A 16,030-nucleotide genomic window follows, 5' to 3' on the forward strand; every position below is an offset into this window, starting at 1 on the left:
GCCGATGCTGCGGGTGATGACCTGGAACATCCGGACCGGCGGGCGGGACGGCGGCGGTGCCGACCGCCGGGACCGGATCGTCTCGGTCGTCACCGCGCAGCGCCCGGACGTGCTGGCGGTCCAGGAACTGCGCGGCATGGACGCCACGCTGGACGGCCTGGCCGATCGGCTCGGGATGGCGGCGTACCTGGCCCGGTCCTGCTTCGGGCAGCCGGTGGCGGTCCTGGTCCGCCCGCCGCTGCGGGTGCTGCGCGCCGGCCGGGTCCGCCGCCCGTTCCACCACGCCGCCGCCCGGGTGCGGGTGGCCACCGCCGCCGGACCGCTCACCGTGGTCAGCACCCACCTTTACCCGTACTCCGGCGGGCGGCGGCGGATGGAGGCGGACTGGCTGGCCGCGGCGATGCGCCGCACCGGGGGAGAGCTGGCCCTGCTGGCCGGGGACCTGAACACGCTGGAACCCACAGTCGAGCACACCGCCCGGCTGGCCGGGCTGGCCACCCCGTACCGGCGGCGGCACCTGCGCCGCGACGGCCGTACCGTGGACACCCGCGCGGTGGCCCGGCTGCTCGACGCCGGGCTGGTCGACCTGTGGCCGCACTCCGGCGGCGACGAACCCGGCGGTCTGACCGTGCCGACCCGGCACGGCGGCGCCGAGTTCGCCGGGATGCGGCTGGACTACCTGCTCGCCACCCCGGCGCTGGCCGATCGGGTACGCGCGGTGCGGGTGGTCCGCGACGGCGACGCGGACACGGCGTCGGACCACTATCCGGTGCTGGCCGAGGTGGACCTCACGGCCGGCTGAACGACCCTGCCAGGTCGGCCACCACGAAGGCCGCGAAGATCAGGATGACGGTCTCGCTGACCAGCCAGGAGTGCCTGCCGGTCCAGGCACGGAACGCGGGCAGCAGCCGCTCGGCGCGCTCGCCGGACAGCAGCAGCGTGAGCAGCGGCAGGGCCAGCAGCGCCACGGTGAGCGCCGTGAACGGCAGCAGATGCCACCACGGGCGGCCGTGCCCGGCCATGCTGCCGGCGACCGACGCCATGACCAGCTCGTCGCTCGGCACGGCGACGGCGAGCACCAGCCCCAGACCGAACGCGTACGCGGGCCGGGGGTCCTGCAACCGGCGCAGCCACCCGGGCGGCCGGTCGCGTCGCCGCCTGCGGAACGTGACCACCATGAGCACCGCGAGCAGGGCCAGCACGATGCAGTCGATGAGCCGGCGGCTGCCGCCCACCCCGATGCCGTGCACGGCGGTGTGCCGCACCAGCCGGAACAGCGCGTACCAGATCGTCAGCGGCCCGAGCACGCCCAGCGCCACGCCGCCCAGGAAGGCCACCGAGCTGCGGCGCGGGTGACGGCCGGAGGCGAGGACGACGGCGCCGACGAGCTTCGACCCGGCGACCATCTCCAGCGCCAGCGGCAGCGCGGTCAGCAGGGGCATGACCCATTCTGGTGTCGCCGCCCCGCACTCCGGGCCGGGTTCTACAGGACCAGGTTGAGCAGCACGGTGAGCACCACCGAGGCGACGATCGAGAAGAGGATCATCAGTAGGCAGCCGAGCCCGCCCCCGGCGGGCCGGATCTCGGTGTTCCCGATACGCATGGCGTCAACTCCTCAGCGGGGTGGTGAGCAGGGCGTGGACGGCGTCCGCGACCTGGGCCGGTGCGGTGGTGACCACGTTGTGCGCCGCGCCCGGGACGGCCACCGTGCGGGCGTCCGGCACCAACCGGGCGACCTGCTCCCGCCAGGCGGCCGGGGCGACCGGGTCGCGGGCGCCGGTGAGCACCAGCGTGGGCGCGGTGATCCGGACCAGGTCCTCCTCGACCGCGTTGCGGACCGAGTGGGACAGCGTCGCGAACACGCGCCACGGCCGGGCGTCCGCCACGTCGCGCAGCAGGACCGGCGCCTGCCACGTCGCCTCCCGCAGCGTGTCCACCAGCCACCGGCCGATCAGCCCGCGCCGGGACCGGGCGGCGGGGTCGCAGGTCGGACCGGCCAGCACCAGCGCGCTGACCAGGCCGGGGTGACGGGCGGCCAGCGCGGCGGCCACCTCCGCGCCGAAGGAATGGCCGAGCAGGCAGACCGGACCCAGCCGGTACGCGGCGAGCCAGTCGACCAGGAACGCCATGTGCCCGTCCACGTCGTACGCGGTGCCGGGGCGTTCGGTCAGCCCGAAGCCGGGCAGGTCCGGCACGTACACCTGCCGGCGCGGCGCCAGCGCGACGGCCAGCGGGGTGAGGTAGCGGTGCGACACGGCCAAGCCGTGCACCAGCACCACGGGCGGCCCGTCCCCGCCCGGGCCGGCGGAGCGGCGGGTGTGTGCCCGCAGCCCGGCGACCTGCCGGAACTCGCTCGTCAACCCGGCGGCCGGCCGGGGCGCGGCGAGCGCCAGGCGCAGGCCGGCCGGGCCGAAGCGCCCCGGCGGGGACGGTGCGAGCGTCACAGCTCGCGCAGCCGGGGAAGCAGCTCCTCCTGGGCCCAGTCGAGGAACATCGGCTGGGTGTCGCCGCCCACCTGGACCAGCGCGACGTGGGTGAAGCCCGCGTCGACGAACTTCTTGAACGCCTCGACGTGCCGGTCGGTGTCCGGGCCGCAGGAGATGCCCTCGGCCACGTCCTCCTCCCGGACGAACTGGGTGGCCGCGTCGAACGACTCCGGGCCGGGCAGGTCGGCGTTGACCTTCCAGCCCAGGCCGAACCAGCGGAACTGGTCGTGCACGATCTTGCGGCACTCGTCCTCGTCCGGCCCGTAGCAGATGGCCACCTGCCCGTAGCGGGGGCGGCCCGCGCCGCCGGCCTCCTCGTACATGTCGATCAGGTGGGACAGCGGGTCGGTGGCGATCATGGCGTCGGCGTACTCGGCGGCGAGCGTCGCCGACTGCCGCCCGGACGCGGCCACGGCCATCGGCACCGGCCGCTCCGGCCGGTCCCAGACGTACGCGTCCGGCACGTCGAAGTGGTTGCCGGAGAAGGTCAGCGTCTCGCCGTTGAGCAGCGGCCGGATGATCTGCAGCGCCTCCTCGAACATCTCGTGCCGCTGCTGCACGTGCGGCCACCCGCCCACCACGTGCTCGTTGAGGTTCTCCCCGGCGCCGAGGCCCAGCGTGAACCGCCCGTCCGAGAGCACCCCGACGGTGCTGGCCTTCTGCGCCACCACCGCCGGGTGGTACCGCCGGATCGGGCAGGTCACGAACGACATCAGCTCGGCCCGGCTGGTCGCGTGGGCGACCGCGCCGAGCACCGACCAGGCGTACGGGGAGTGGCCCTGGGACTCCAGCCACGGGTAGTAGTGGTCGGACATGACCAGATGGTCGAAGCCGGCGGCCTCGGCGCGTACGGCGTGGTCGACCAGTTGCTTCGGGCCGGCCTGCTCGCACATCAGGGTGTAACCGACGTTGACCATGGCGTCTCCTTCCCGGGCGGATCGTCCCGGGATACCCCGCCCGGCGCGGGTCAACCCTGCTGTCCGCTTCGCCGCCTCGCGTCGCCGCCTGTTCTTAACCGGTTCAGCACGCTGATCTGCCGCACACCGCTCTCCTCGTCGGTCACCCCGCTTAACCGGTTGCCTTCGGCCGTCCATCGTCCTACGCTGATGCCTGCGTCCGCCGGGAACCGGCGGCGGCTGCCGGGCTCAGCCGCCTCCCTCGTCGTCACCGTCACCGCACCCCCGCTCGGGCACGGGGGAGACCTTCCCCTGAGGACAGCCATGAAGAAACTGCTCTCCGTCGCGGGCGCCGCCCTGCTGACGGCCCTCGCCGCCGTCTTCGCCCTCGGGCAACCGGCCCAAGCCGCCACCGGGTTCTCCGTCTCCAACGGGCGGCTCTACGACGCAGGCGGCGTCGAGTTCGTGATGCGCGGGGTCAACCACGCGCACACCTGGTACCCGCAGCAGACCAGCTCGTTCGCGAACATCAAGGCGCTCGGCGCGAACACCGTCCGGGTGGTGCTGGCCAGCGGCGACCGCTGGACGAAGAACAGCGCCGCCGACGTGGCGAACGTGATCTCGCTGTGCAAGGCCAACCGGCTGATCTGCGTGCTGGAGGTGCACGACACCACCGGGTACGGCGAGGACGGCGCCGCCACCACGCTGGCCAAGGCCACCGACTACTGGCTGAGCATCGCCGACGTGCTCAAGGGCCAGGAGAAGTACGTGATCGTCAACATCGGCAACGAGCCGTTCGGCAACCAGGGCTACAGCGCCTGGACCACCGACACCTCGAACGCGATCAAGCGGCTGCGCGCCGCCGGCCTGACCCACACGATCATGGTGGACGCGCCGAACTGGGGCCAGGACTGGTCGTTCACCATGCGCGACAACGCCGGCACCGTGTTCGCCGCCGACCCGCAGCGCAACACCGTCTTCTCCATCCACATGTACGGCGTCTTCGACACCGCCGCCGAGATCAGCGACTACCTGGGCCGGTTCCGGGCGGCCGGACTGCCCATCGTGGTCGGCGAGTTCGGCTTCAACCACTCCGACGGCAACCCGGACGAGGACGCCATCATGGCGTACAGCCAGGCCAACGGCATCGGCTACCTCGGCTGGTCCTGGAGCGGCAACGGCGGCGGCGTGGAGTACCTGGACATGACCACCGCGTTCAACCCGGCCCAGCTCACCAGCTGGGGGCAGCGGATCTTCAACGGTGCCAACGGCATCGCCGCCACCTCCCGCGAGGCGTCCGTGTACGCCGGCAGCACCCCGACCGTCAGCCCGACGGTCAGCCCCACCGTCAGCCCGACGGTGAGCCCGACGGTCAGCCCCACCCCGCCGCCGGCCACCACGCCCCCGCCGTCCGGCGGCTGCACCGCCACCTACACCGTGGCGAACTCGTGGCAGGGCGGCTTCCAGGGCGACGTCAAGGTGACCGCCGGAACGGCCGCGATCAACGGCTGGACGGTGCGCTGGACATACGCCAACGGCCAGTCCGTCACCCAGGCGTGGAACGCGACCGTCAGCAACAGCGGGTCGGCGTACACCGCCCGCAACGTCGACTACAACGGCCGCCTCGGCGCGGGCGCGAGCACCAGCTTCGGCTTCATCGGCAGCTGGCAGGGCACGAACTCCACCCCCACGGTGACCTGCACCCCCGCCTGACCCCCTAACCGGTGATCAAGGAGTTCGTGTCCCGAGCGGATCGCGACGGTGACACGAACTCCTTGATCACCGCAGATGGACGTGCGGCGAACAGGGCCGCGCCGGAACCCACCCCGAAGTCGGTGACTCAGGGTGTTGCGCTCCCCGCTTAGCGTGAGGGGGGTGGTACTCCTTGAAGGGCGGGGACATGTGGGAAACGATTCTGGGGTTCGTCAGCCTGATGCTGGTCGCGGTGTCATTGTGCTTCTCCGCCGTGCAGACGCGGGAGGTGGCGAAACAGAGCCGCATCAACAACGGCATCGGCTCGGCCACCGCGCTGATGGAAGTGAACAATCTGTCTCGCGCCTAGCATGACCGCCTGTTGGAGAATCCGCCGCTCCGCGCGTACTTCTTCGACCGGAAGCCCTCCGCGCCGACCGACGCCGACCGGTCCGTCGTGATCACCCTCGCGGAGCTACTCGCGGACGTGCTGGAGTGCGAGCTGCAGGTGGCCGGGCTGCTGCCCGACTTCCGATTCGCCCACTCCTGGCACCGGTGGCCCGCGCACATGCTGGAGCAGAGTCCCGTCCTGGTCGAGGTGGTGGAGAGCCACCCCGACTGGTGGCCCACGCTCCACGAGCTGTGGCGCTCGACCGGCGAGTCCGGCCCGGCCGCCGTGACCCATCCATTGACCGGTGCGGCTGCGGCCACCTCGACCCGCGTCCCGCGGCGGCGCCGGTGACCCACGACGTCCGGGGCACGTAGCCTCCCGCGGTTGAACGGGCCGGTCACCGTTGTCGGCGTCGCTCAGCCGACGACGGTGACCTCCAGCAGCAGGGCCTGCTCGGGGTGCAGGGCGGGTAGTTGCAGGCCCACCGAACCCAGCACCGAACCGGTCACCGTGATGCCGTCGCCCGGCCAGGCCAGCCAGCCCGGCGGAATCATCTCCAGCAGGGCCGGTTCCGGCACCCCGGCGGGCGGGCGGACCCGGTAGCGCCGCCGTGGGTCCAGCCCCGGCAGCCGTACCGCGCCCGGCACCTGCGCCGCCGAGGTGGCCACCCGGCTGACCGCGTACACCGCGTGCGAGCTGTCGTGGGCGACCACGCCGTGGGCCTGCACGGCCGGGTCCGGGTGGTCGACCCGGACCACCCGCCCGGTGTGCAGCAGCGGGCGCAGCCGCTTGTGCAGCGCGACCCAGGCGGCGAGCTCGGCCCGCTCGGTGCCGTCGATCGCGCTGATGTCCCACTCGATGCCGTGGTGGCCGAACAGCGCGGTGACCGCGCGGAAGCCCAGGTCGTGTACGCGGCGCGTGGTGTGCGAGCGTTCCGGGCCGATGTGCGTGCCGATCAGCTCCGGCGGCAGCAGCAGACCGGTCCAGCGCTGGATGGACAGCCGTTCCAGCGCGTCGTTGCAGTCGCTGGCCCACACCCGGTCGGTGCGGCGCAGGATCTCCAGGTCGACCCGCGCGCCACCGGAGGAGCAGCTCTCGATCTCGACGCCCGGGTGCCGGGCGCGCAACTCGTCCAGCAGCCGGTAGACGGCGAGGGTCTGCGCGTGCACGCCGGGCCGCCCGGCGTGCCCGGCCTCGGTGAGGTCGCGGTTGTGGTCCCACTTCAGGTACGCGAGCCCGTCGTGCTCACCCAGCACCGCGTCGAGCCGTTCGAGCAGGTACGCGTAGGCGTCCGGATGGGCCAGGTCGAGAACCTGCTGGTGCCGCCACGGCGGCGGCAGTCGGCCCGGTGCCTGGAGCACCCAGTCGGGATGGGCGCGGAACAGGTCGGAGTCCGGGTTGACCATCTCCGGCTCGACCCAGAGCCCGAACTGCATGCCGTGCCCGCGTACGTGGTCGATCAGCGGCTGCAACCCGTCCGGCCAGACCTCGCCGTCGACCCACCAGTCGCCGAGCCCGGCCTGGTCGTGCCGCCGTCCCCGGAACCAGCCGTCGTCGAGCACGAAGCGTTCCACACCGACCTCGGCGGCTCGGTCGGCGAGCGTCCGCAGCCGGTCCAGGTCGTGGTCGAAGTAGACCGCCTCCCACACGTTCAGCGTCACCGGCCGTGGCGTGCGCGGGTGCGACGGGCGGGACCGCAGGTGCGTGTGCAGCGCGTCGCTGAGCCCGTCCAGCCCGTCGGCTGAGTGCGCCGCGTAGAGCAGGGGAGTGGCGTACTCCTCGCCCGGCCCCAGCATCACCTCGCCGGGCGCCAGCAGCTCACCGCCGCCCAGCGTGGACTCCCCGGTGGGGCGGCGCTCGGCGGCCGTGACGTGGTCGCCGCTCCACGCGGTGTGCACCGCCCACACCTCGCCGTGCCGGAACCCGAATCCGGCGGTGCCCGCGACCAGCAGCAACGTGGCGTCATGGCCGGTGCGGCCGTGCCGTCCCTCGCGTACCCAGGCGCCCATCGGCCACTGGTGCCGCTGCGGCGCGCGTTCCCGGCACCACCTGCCGGTCAGGTCGAGCAGTTCGGTGGCGACCGCCGGCACCGGCAGCACCGGCGTCAGCTCGCGCAGCTCGTAGCGGCCGTCGCCGTCGTTGCGCAGCCGGTGCCGCAGTGTGAGCACGCCCGCCGGGTCCAGCGTGATCTCGACGGTCAGGCTCAGCCCCGCGCCCGGGTCCGCCGCCCGCACCACCACCCGCCCTGGGGTAAGGAAGGGCCCCTTGTTAACGCCTGGTGCATGTGAAGGGTCCCCTCCTAACAGGTCGGGCGGTGCCGCGAGGGCGTCGTGCACGTCGAGGTCGGTGAGGCGGAACGCCGTCGACCAGTCCCGGCCGTCGCGGTGACCGGCGAGACCGGGCCGCCCGCTCCACCCGGCGCTCGCCTCGGGCAGCAGCGACAGCACAGTGGGCGCGTCGAAGCTGCTCGGCACCACAGGCGGCACCGTCGCGTCGGCGAGCGCGGGCAGGTCGCCGTCGGGCAGCGGGCCGAGGTCGGCGCCCCAGTGCACGACCCGGGGCAGTCCCGGGCCGCGTGCGTCGAGCACCAGGCTGGTCCGCGCACGGCGCAGGTGGACGATCGTCATCCCTTGGAGGCTCCCAGCGTCAGGCCCCGGACGAACTGCTTCTGGAGCAGGAAGAAGATCACCAGGGTGGGGATCGCGACCAGCACCGAACCGGCCGAGACGAGGTTGTTGTCGGTGAAGAACTCGCCGCGCAGGTTGTTCAGCGAGCTGGTGACCGGGAACTTGTCGCCGGTACGCATGAGCACCGTGGCCCAGAAGAACTCGTTGTAGATCCAGGTGACCTCCAGCGTGGCGAGCGCGGCCAGCGCCGGACGGCACAGCGGCAGCGTCACCTGCCAGTACTGCCGCCACACGTTCGCCCCGTCGACCATCGCGGCCTCGTACAGCTCGTGCGGCAGCGCCTTCATGTAGTTGCTGAGCACGAACACGCAGAAGCCGCACTGGAACGCGACGTTGACCAGGATCAGCCCCCAGTAGCTGTCGTAGAGCAGCTCCGAGTCGCTCATCCAGGCCGGCAGCGGGATCTCGGTGAACATCCGGAACAGCGGGATGAGCAGCGCCTGCTGCGGCAGCAGGTTCGCGGCGGTGAACAGGCCGAGCAGCGCGATGTTGAGCTTCCAGCTGAACCGGGCGATCACGAACGCCACGCAGGAGGCGAGGAACAACGTGAGCAGCACCGCCGGGATGGTGATGTACGCCGAGTTGAGGAAGTGCTTGCCGAACTCGGCGGTACGCCAGGCGGTGACGTAGTTGTCGATCGTCCAGCCGCCCAGCGACACGTAGCCGTTGGCGGCTGTGTACTCGTAGGAGCGGAACGAGGTGAGCACCGCCCAGAGGATGGGGAACAGCCAGCCCACGGCGACCGTACCCAGGAACAGGTGCAGGGCGACCCGGGCGGGCCGCAGGGGGCGGCGGCGGCCGGCGGAGACGGCGGTCATCGCTTGTCCTCCCGCATCACGGTCCAGAGGTAGATGGTGATGAAGACCAGCGAGACGGCCAGCATGATGGTCGCCAGCGCGGAGCCGAAGCCGATCCGGCTGGCCTCGCCCACCACGTTCTGGGTGACCAGCGCGGAGATCAGCTCCAGCCCGTTGCGGCCCTTGTTGATGACCCAGACCAGGTCGAACGCGCGCAGCGACTCGATCACCGTCACCACCAGCACGATGATGTTGATCGGGCGCATCACGGGGAAGACGACCCGGAAGAACGTGCTGGTCTCCGACGAGCCGTCCACCGCCGCCGCCTCCCGCAGCGACGGGTCGACGCCCTTCAGGCCGGCCAGGTAGAGCAGCATGATGTAGCCGACGTGCCGCCAGCCGGCCGCCACCAGCACGGCCCAGATGTTGACGTTCGGGTCGCCGTACCAGTCGGTGTCACCGCCGAACACGCCGTTGAGCAGGCCCTGGTCGCGGCTGTAGATGAGCTGCCAGATGAAGCCGATGAGGGCCAGCGACAGCACCACCGGCAGGTAGAGCGCGGTCTGGTAGAAGCGGCTGCCGCGCATCTCCTTGTCCAGCAGCACGGCGAGGAACATGCCGACCGGGGTGGCCACCACGAACAGCGCGGCCAGCCAGAGCAGGTTGTTCTGCACCGCGGGGACGAACGGCGGGTAGATGTTCACCACGTCGTCGTAGTTCCTCGCCCCGACCCATTCGATCTCGCTGATCGGGCCGATGCCGTCCCAGTTGGTGCCGGAGAGCAGCACGGTCGCCACCGCGGGCAGCCAGACCAGGCCGGTGACGAGCAGCAGGGGTACCAGCACCATCAGCGTGATCACCACGCGGTCGGTGCGGGACAGGAGCCGTAGCCGGCGACCGCGACCACCGTTCGTGGTGGTCGCGGCCGGCGGCGGCACGGCGCGATCCGCTTGGATCAGGGGCAGGTCGGACATGATGTCCTTCCCCCTTCCGCCGTCAGCTTGTGAAGATCGACTTCTTCTGGTTCTCGATGCTGGTGAGCAGCCCGCTGATGTCCTTCGGGTCCTTGATGAACTGCTGCAACGCCGGGATCATCACGGTGGAGGCGAAGTCCGGCCGGGTGTCCCGGTCGAGGAACTGGGCGATCTCGGTGGCGGAGCCGACCAGCTCGGCGGCCTTGCGCTGCAGCGCGGTGTAGGCGCCGGTGTCCGCGCCGCTGTTGGCGACCAGCGTGCTCGGGTCGTTCTTCACCGTGATGTCCGCCGCCTCCTTGGAGCCCAGGTACGTCAGCAGCTTCTGCGCCGCGTCCTTGGACTTCGGCTTGCGGGCCATCATGTAGCCGTCGATCGGGGCGTCCAGCGCCTTCGCGCCGATCGTGGAGTCGACCTCGGGGAACGTGAAGAAGTCCAGGTCCTCCAGGTCGGCGCCGCTGAACTGCTGGCCGACGAACAGGCCGAGCAGGTACATGCCGCTCTTCTTCTGCTGCAACGACTGGGCGGCCTCCTGCCAGGTGCGGCCGAGCGAGTCCGGCTGGTGCAGGGGGAGCAGCCCGGCCCAGGTGTCGAAGACCTTCTTCACCTTGTCGGAGGTCCACGCCTCCTTGCCGGCCATCAGGTCGATGTGGAACTGGTAGCCGTTGATCCGCAGGTTGAGGATGTCGAACGTGCCCATCGCCGGCCAGCCGTCCTTGTCGGCGAACGCGATCGGGTTCAGGCCGTCCTTCTTCATCCGCGCGCCGAGCGCGTTCAGGTCGTCGAGCGTCTTCGGCACCTCGTAGCCGCGCTGCTGCCACACCGACTTGCGGTAGAAGACCGCCCACGGGTAGTACGACGCGGGCACGAAGTACTGCTTGCCGTCGTCGCCTGTGGACGCCTTCTTGAACGCGTCGGAGTAGCCGTCGAGCTTGCCCCACACGTCGCTGAGGTCGCCGGCCAGGCCCTTGGCGGCGAAGAACCGCATCCGGTACCCGGCGAACCAGGTGAACAGGTCGTCCGGCTTGCCCTGCAGGTAGTTGTTGATGTTCTCCTGGAAGGTGTTGTGGTCGACCGTGTTGATGTTGACGGTCACCCCGGAGGACGTCTTGAAGCCGTCCATCACCTTCGCGACGACGTCCTTGGGCTTCGGGTCGGACTGGTTGGAGCCGAGCGAGACGCTCTTGGCGTCACCGCCCGATCCGGAGTCGGAGTCGCCGCAGCCGGCGAGCAGCCCGGTGCCGAGCAGCGCCCCCGTGCCGGCCGCGCCGGCGAGCAGCGAGCGCCGGTTCAGGCCGGCGACGGACGGGGGTACGAGCCGGGCGAGGTATTCGGCTTGTGAGCGGGGACGGGACATGGTGCCTCCTGCGTGGAAGAGGTGCGCTGCGCTCATGGACCGTGATCGTTGGCGGTGAGCGGTGTTCGTGTTGGCCGGGGCAGATCCACCGAGAATCCACACGTCCGAACACAAACAGCCGGTGGCGCTTGAAGCTACCCCTTGGTGCGGCGCTGTCAAGAGGGCAAAAAGACGACGCTGTCGGCGGTAAGGCAGGGCAAAGAGCCGGTAAACGTTGGAACTTCAGTCGATGTTGGAAAGTGTTGACTTGGGTGCTGTTCGGGGGCACCCTCTGCTGTCATGCGGAACTGGCACGGCGACGGCATCTGGTACGGCGCGGACTACAACCCGGAGCAGTGGCCCGAGCAGACGTGGGCCGAGGACGTCGAACTCATGCGACGAGCAGGGGTCAACCTGGTCTCGGTCGGCATCTTCTCCTGGGCACTGCTGGAGCCCGCCCCCGGCCGGTACGTCTTCGACTGGCTGGACCGGGCGATCGACCTGCTGCACGACGGCGGCATCAGCGTCGACCTGGCCACCGCCACCGCCAGCCCGCCACCGTGGCTGGCGCACCGGCACCCGGAGACGCTGCCCCGCCGCGCCGACGGCACGGTGCTCTGGCCCGGTGGCCGGCAGGCGTACTGCCCCAGCTCGCCGGTGTTCCGGGACCACTCGCTCGCCCTGGTCGAGGCCGTCGCCCGCCGGTACGCGCGGCACCCCGCCGTGGTGCTCTGGCACGTCTCCAACGAACTCGGCTGCCACAACGTGCACTGCTACTGCGACGTCAGCGCCGACGCGTTCCGCGGCTGGCTGCGCGAGCGCTACGGCGACCTGGACTCGCTCAACGCCGCCTGGGGCACCGCGTTCTGGAGCCAGCGCTACCACGACTGGGCCGAGATCAACCCGCCGCTTACCGCGCCGACGTTCGCCAACCCGACCCAGCAGCTGGACTTCCTGCGGTTCTCCTCCGACGAGCACCGCGCCCAGCTGCGCGCCGAGCGGGAACTGCTGAACCGGCTCGTCCCGCAGCCGGTCACCACGAACTTCATGATCGGCACCGGCATCAAGTACCTGGACTACCACTCCTGGGCATCCGACGTGGACGTGGTCGCCAACGACCACTACCTCACCGCCGCCGACCCGCAGCCGCAGGTCAACCTGGCGCTGGCCGCCGACCACACCCGGGGCATCGCGGGCGGCGCGCCGTGGCTGCTGATGGAGCACTCCACCAGCGCTGTCAACTGGCAGCCCCGCAACGTGGCCAAGACACCGGGCCAGATGCGCCGCAACAGCCTCGCCCACGTCGCGCGCGGCGCCGACGGGGTGCTGTTCTTCCAGTGGCGGGCCTCCCGGGCCGGCGCGGAGAAGTTCCACTCCGCGCTGGTCCCGCACGCCGGACCGGACACCAAGGTGTTCCGCGAGGTCTGCCGGCTCGGCGCCGACCTGCGCGCCCTCGCGGAGGTACGCGGCAGCCGCGTGGACGCCGACGTGGCGATCCTGTTCGACTACGAGGCCTGGTGGGGCGCCGAACTCGACTCCCACCCGAGCGTCGACGTCACCTACACCGACCGGCTGTCCGCGCTGCACGCCGCGCTCTGGCGGGCCGGGATCACCGCCGACGTGGTGCACCCGTCGGCCGACCTGTCCCGCTACCGGCTCGTCCTGGCACCCACGCTCTACCTCGTCCGTGACGCCGACGCCGACGCGCTGCGCCGGTTCGTGGAGGCCGGCGGCACCGCGCTCGTCACCTACTTCAGCGGCATCGTCGACGAGTACGACCACATCCGGCTCGGCGGTTACCCCGGCGCGTTCCGCGACCTGCTCGGCGTACGCGTCGAGGAGTTCTTCCCGCTGCGGGACGGCGAGACGGTACGCCTCGACGACGGCGCCCGCGCCGACGTGTGGACCGAGTGGCTGCACGCCGAGGGCGCCGAGGTGCTGGCCGCGTACACCGACGGGCCCCTGCCCGGCGTGCCGGCGCTGACCCGGCACGCGGTCGGCGCGGGCGCCGCCTGGTACGCCGGCACCCGGCTCGACGACGAGGCCATCGACCGGCTGGTGGCGCGGCTGCTCGCCGAGGCCGGGGTACGTCCGCCGGTGGGCGCGCCGGCCGGGGTGGAGGTGGTCCGCCGCCGCTCGGCGGACCGGAGCTGGCTGTTCGTGGTCAACCACACCACCGAGCCGGCCCGGCTGGCGGTCACCGGCACCGAACTGCTCGGCGGCGTCAGGTGCGACGGCGAGCTGGAGGTGCCGGCGGGTGAGGTGGCGGTGGTCCGCGAGGAGCCCGCGCCGGTGCCCGCGAACGCCTGACCGCTACGTGGCCGTTCGCGCCGAGGAGGTTCCCATGCTCGCCCAGCAACGGCAGAGCGCCATCCTGGAGTTGATCCGCCAGAGCGGCGGCGTCCGGGTCAGTCACCTGGTCAGCCGTTTCGGGGTGTCCGACATGACGATCCGCCGCGACCTGGAGGTGCTCGCCGAGCGCGGCCTGATCGACAAGGTGCACGGCGGCGCGACACTCGCCGGGCCCGGTTCCACCGAGGAGCCCGGGTTCGCCGCCAAGTCGGTCCGGCAGCAGGCCGAGAAACGCGCCATCGTGGAGCGCGCCGCAGGGCTGGTCGAGCCGGGCATGGCGGTGGCGCTGTCCGCCGGCACCACCACCGCCGCGCTGGCGGCGCGGCTGGCCGAGGTACGCGGGCTCACAGTGGTCACCAACTCGATCCCGGTGGCCGACGCGCTCTACCAGAACCCGCGCGCCGACCAGACGGTGGTGCTGACCGGCGGCATCCGTACCCCGTCGGACGCGCTGACCGGCCCGGTCGCCGAGGCGGCCATCGCCGCGCTCAACGTCGACCTGCTCTTCCTCGGCGTGCACGGGATGAGCCCGCGTACCGGGTTCACCACGCCGAATCTGCTGGAGGCGGCGGTGAACCGGCGGCTGATCGGGTCCGCGCGGCGGCTGGTGGTGCTCGCCGACCACACCAAGTGGGAGACCATCGGCATCGCCACCATCGCCCCGCTGGAGGAGGCCGACATGCTGATCACCGACGGCGGCCTGCCGCCGGACGCCCGCCGGCAGCTCGGTGAACAGGTCGGCGAGCTGGTGGTGGTCCGCGCGGACTGAGACCACCGCGTGCCTCACAGCCACTTCTCAGCCCTGCCGTCTAGGGTGCCCTGACCAGCGCCCGACGGTCCATGTCGGAGCGCAGTCGCACGGGAGTGACCGATGGTCTTCAAGAAGATGTTGAGCGCGTTCGGCGTGGGCGGCCCGAGCGTCGACACGGTGCTCAGCAACCCGAACACCCGCCCGGGCCTGGCCCTGGACGGGCGCGTGAACCTCGTCGGCGGCGACGCGCCGGCCCGCATCGAGCAGATCGCCATCGGTCTGGTGACCCGGGTCGAGATCGAGAGCGGCGACCACGAGTACGCGGGCGTGATGGAGTTCCACCGGATGCCGGTCAGCGGCGCCTTCGAGCTGGCCCCGAAGCAGCAGCTCTCCATCCCGTTCCAGATGCCGGTGCCGTGGGAGACCCCGATCACCGACGTGTACGGCCAGCGCCTGCACGGCATGACCATGGGCCTGCGCACCGAGCTGGCGGTGGCCCGCGCGGTCGACAAGTCCGACCTGGACCAGGTGTCGGTGCACCCGCTGCCGATCCACGAGCGGATCCTCGACGCGTTCCAGGCGCTCGGCTTCCGGTTCAAGCACGCCGACCTGGAGCGCGGCCACATCTACGGCGTGCCGCAGACGCTGCCGTTCTACCAGGAGATCGAGTTCTTCGCCGCGCCGCAGTACGCGCAGACGGTCAACGAGGTCGAGCTGACGTTCGTGACCAGCCAGCAGGGCGTCGAGGTGATCCTGGAGTGCGACAAGCGCGGCGGCTTCCTCCGCCCCGGGCACGACGTGATCGGCCGTTACTCGGTTCCGCACAGCGACGCCGCCCGTACCGACTGGGTGCAGGTCGTCGACGGGTGGGTGCGGGAGCTCACGGGCCGCTACGGCAACCTGCGGGCCCAGGGCTTCGGTATGCCGCCCGGCGGCCACGGCTACCCGGGTCACCACGGCTACGCCGGGCACGGGCGGCGCGGCCCGGGCATGGGCGGCGTGGTCGCGGGCGCCGCGCTCGGTGTCGCCGGCGGCCTGGTCGCCGGTGAGCTGATCGAAGAGGCGTTCGACGGCGGCGACGAGGACTTCGGGGACTTCGGCGAGGAGTGAGCACACGCGGCGACGCCCCCGGGACGGATCCCGGGGGCGTCGCCGTTGGCGCGGCGTGCGATCAACGTCCGCGGCGCTCCCGGCCGGAGCGGCGCGCGCTGCCCGCCTTCGACAGGCCACGGCTGACCAGGTACGCGCCGGTCAGCGCGGTCAGGTACCACCACGCCTGGTTCGGGTTGTTGATGTTCAGCCCGTTGGCGGTGGTGCCCTTCCAGAACGCGGCGATCGCCACGAGCGCGACCGCTGCGGCGTACACCCAGAACTCGGTGGTCAGGAACGCCTGCTTCGTCTCCGTACCGGGGGACGGCATCTGCTCCCGGTGACCGTCGTGCATCGACGGCATGTGCCGGGTCGACGTGTCCTGCATGTTCGACCGGTTCTGAACGTCGGACATCGGCCGGTTCATCGGCCTGGTGGATGCAGCCTGCGTGCTCATCTGGTCCTCCTCAAGGATTTGATGAGTCGTTACCTGCACACCCTCGCCCCGCTACCGCAGGTCGGCCACGGCACGGTTCGCGCTCTGTGGCGGGGGCAACCTGGGTCTACCCGGGGCCGGAGACA

15 protein-coding genes are annotated in these 16,030 nt (G+C 71.5%); 7 read left to right on the forward strand and 8 right to left on the reverse strand.

Translation table 11 applies throughout. The annotated features are described in order from the left end of the window. Positions 1-4 precede the first annotated feature (4 nt). Positions 5-802, forward strand: coding sequence for an endonuclease/exonuclease/phosphatase family protein (locus tag AB0B20_RS16815; RefSeq protein ID WP_357385632.1), 798 nt, complete (start codon positions 5-7; stop codon positions 800-802). Here the strand turns inward: AB0B20_RS16815 and AB0B20_RS16820 are convergent. The 3 genes from AB0B20_RS16820 to AB0B20_RS16830 form a co-directional block, all read right to left on the reverse strand. Next, positions 789-1,442 (reverse strand): GAP family protein, encoded by a 654-nt coding sequence (locus AB0B20_RS16820; RefSeq protein WP_357385634.1) that lies wholly within the window; start codon positions 1,440-1,442, stop codon positions 789-791. The two genes, AB0B20_RS16815 and AB0B20_RS16820, sit on opposite strands and share 14 nt — an antisense overlap. A 165-nt stretch (positions 1,443-1,607) precedes the next feature. After that, positions 1,608-2,444: an alpha/beta hydrolase gene (locus tag AB0B20_RS16825; RefSeq protein ID WP_357385636.1), complete on the reverse strand. Its 837-nt coding sequence runs from the start codon at positions 2,442-2,444 to the stop codon at positions 1,608-1,610. Next, a complete protein-coding gene (locus tag AB0B20_RS16830) occupies positions 2,441-3,403 on the reverse strand; it encodes a TIGR03557 family F420-dependent LLM class oxidoreductase (protein ID WP_357385638.1) in 963 nt (320 codons plus the stop codon). Before AB0B20_RS16830 ends, AB0B20_RS16825 begins: the two co-directional genes overlap by 4 nt. A 303-nt stretch (positions 3,404-3,706) precedes the next feature. Here AB0B20_RS16830 and AB0B20_RS16835 point away from each other — a divergent pair, with 303 nt between their 5' ends. The 3 genes from AB0B20_RS16835 (at position 3,707) to AB0B20_RS16845 (ending at position 5,816) form a co-directional block, all read left to right on the forward strand. Further along, positions 3,707-5,095 carry a cellulase family glycosylhydrolase gene (locus AB0B20_RS16835; RefSeq protein WP_357385640.1) on the forward strand — a complete coding sequence of 463 codons (1,389 nt, stop codon included), beginning with the start codon at positions 3,707-3,709 and terminating at the stop codon, positions 5,093-5,095. A 187-nt stretch (positions 5,096-5,282) separates the two neighbouring features. Beyond that, the gene (locus AB0B20_RS16840; RefSeq protein WP_357385642.1) at positions 5,283-5,444 is read left to right on the forward strand and encodes a hypothetical protein; all 162 of its coding nucleotides are present in this window, start codon (positions 5,283-5,285) and stop codon (positions 5,442-5,444) included. 12 nt (positions 5,445-5,456) lie between these two features. Beyond that, entirely contained in the window at positions 5,457-5,816 is a 360-nt protein-coding gene (locus AB0B20_RS16845) for a hypothetical protein (protein ID WP_357385644.1), read from the forward strand. Positions 5,817-5,881: 65 nt separating this feature from the next. On the opposite strand, the gene AB0B20_RS16850 is transcribed toward AB0B20_RS16845, so the two are convergent. From AB0B20_RS16850 to AB0B20_RS16865, 4 genes are read right to left on the reverse strand one after another with little or no spacing between them, the layout of a single operon-like run. Next, positions 5,882-8,092, reverse strand: a complete 2,211-nt coding sequence (locus AB0B20_RS16850) for an alpha-galactosidase (RefSeq protein WP_357471584.1) — start codon at positions 8,090-8,092, stop codon at positions 5,882-5,884. Beyond that, complete coding sequence (locus AB0B20_RS16855; protein WP_357471587.1) at positions 8,089-8,970, reverse strand: carbohydrate ABC transporter permease; 882 nt, start codon at positions 8,968-8,970, stop codon at positions 8,089-8,091. Before AB0B20_RS16855 ends, AB0B20_RS16850 begins: the two co-directional genes overlap by 4 nt. Then, the gene (locus tag AB0B20_RS16860; protein ID WP_357385650.1) at positions 8,967-9,923 is read right to left on the reverse strand and encodes a sugar ABC transporter permease; all 957 of its coding nucleotides are present in this window, start codon (positions 9,921-9,923) and stop codon (positions 8,967-8,969) included. The genes AB0B20_RS16855 and AB0B20_RS16860 overlap by 4 nt, the downstream gene beginning before the upstream one ends. Before the next feature lie 22 nt (positions 9,924-9,945). Continuing rightward, entirely contained in the window at positions 9,946-11,277 is a 1,332-nt protein-coding gene (locus AB0B20_RS16865; protein WP_357471590.1) for an ABC transporter substrate-binding protein, read from the reverse strand. 279 nt (positions 11,278-11,556) lie between these two features. Between AB0B20_RS16865 and AB0B20_RS16870 the strand changes: the two genes are divergently transcribed. From AB0B20_RS16870 to AB0B20_RS16880, 3 genes are all read left to right on the forward strand, one after another. Then, positions 11,557-13,566: a beta-galactosidase gene (locus AB0B20_RS16870; RefSeq protein WP_357471593.1), complete on the forward strand. Its 2,010-nt coding sequence runs from the start codon at positions 11,557-11,559 to the stop codon at positions 13,564-13,566. A gap of 34 nt (positions 13,567-13,600) precedes the next feature. Further along, a complete protein-coding gene (locus AB0B20_RS16875) occupies positions 13,601-14,377 on the forward strand; it encodes a DeoR/GlpR family DNA-binding transcription regulator (RefSeq protein WP_357385656.1) in 777 nt (258 codons plus the stop codon). Positions 14,378-14,479: 102 nt separating this feature from the next. After that, positions 14,480-15,469 carry a sporulation protein gene (locus AB0B20_RS16880; RefSeq protein ID WP_357385658.1) on the forward strand — a complete coding sequence of 330 codons (990 nt, stop codon included), beginning with the start codon at positions 14,480-14,482 and terminating at the stop codon, positions 15,467-15,469. A gap of 61 nt (positions 15,470-15,530) precedes the next feature. On the opposite strand, the gene AB0B20_RS16885 is transcribed toward AB0B20_RS16880, so the two are convergent. Beyond that, entirely contained in the window at positions 15,531-15,863 is a 333-nt protein-coding gene (locus AB0B20_RS16885) for a hypothetical protein (RefSeq protein WP_357385660.1), read from the reverse strand. Positions 15,864-16,030 lie beyond the last annotated feature (167 nt).

The sequence above is a fragment of the Micromonospora sp. NPDC049151 genome (assembly GCF_040648395.1).
Lineage (GTDB): Bacteria > Actinomycetota > Actinomycetes > Mycobacteriales > Micromonosporaceae > Micromonospora.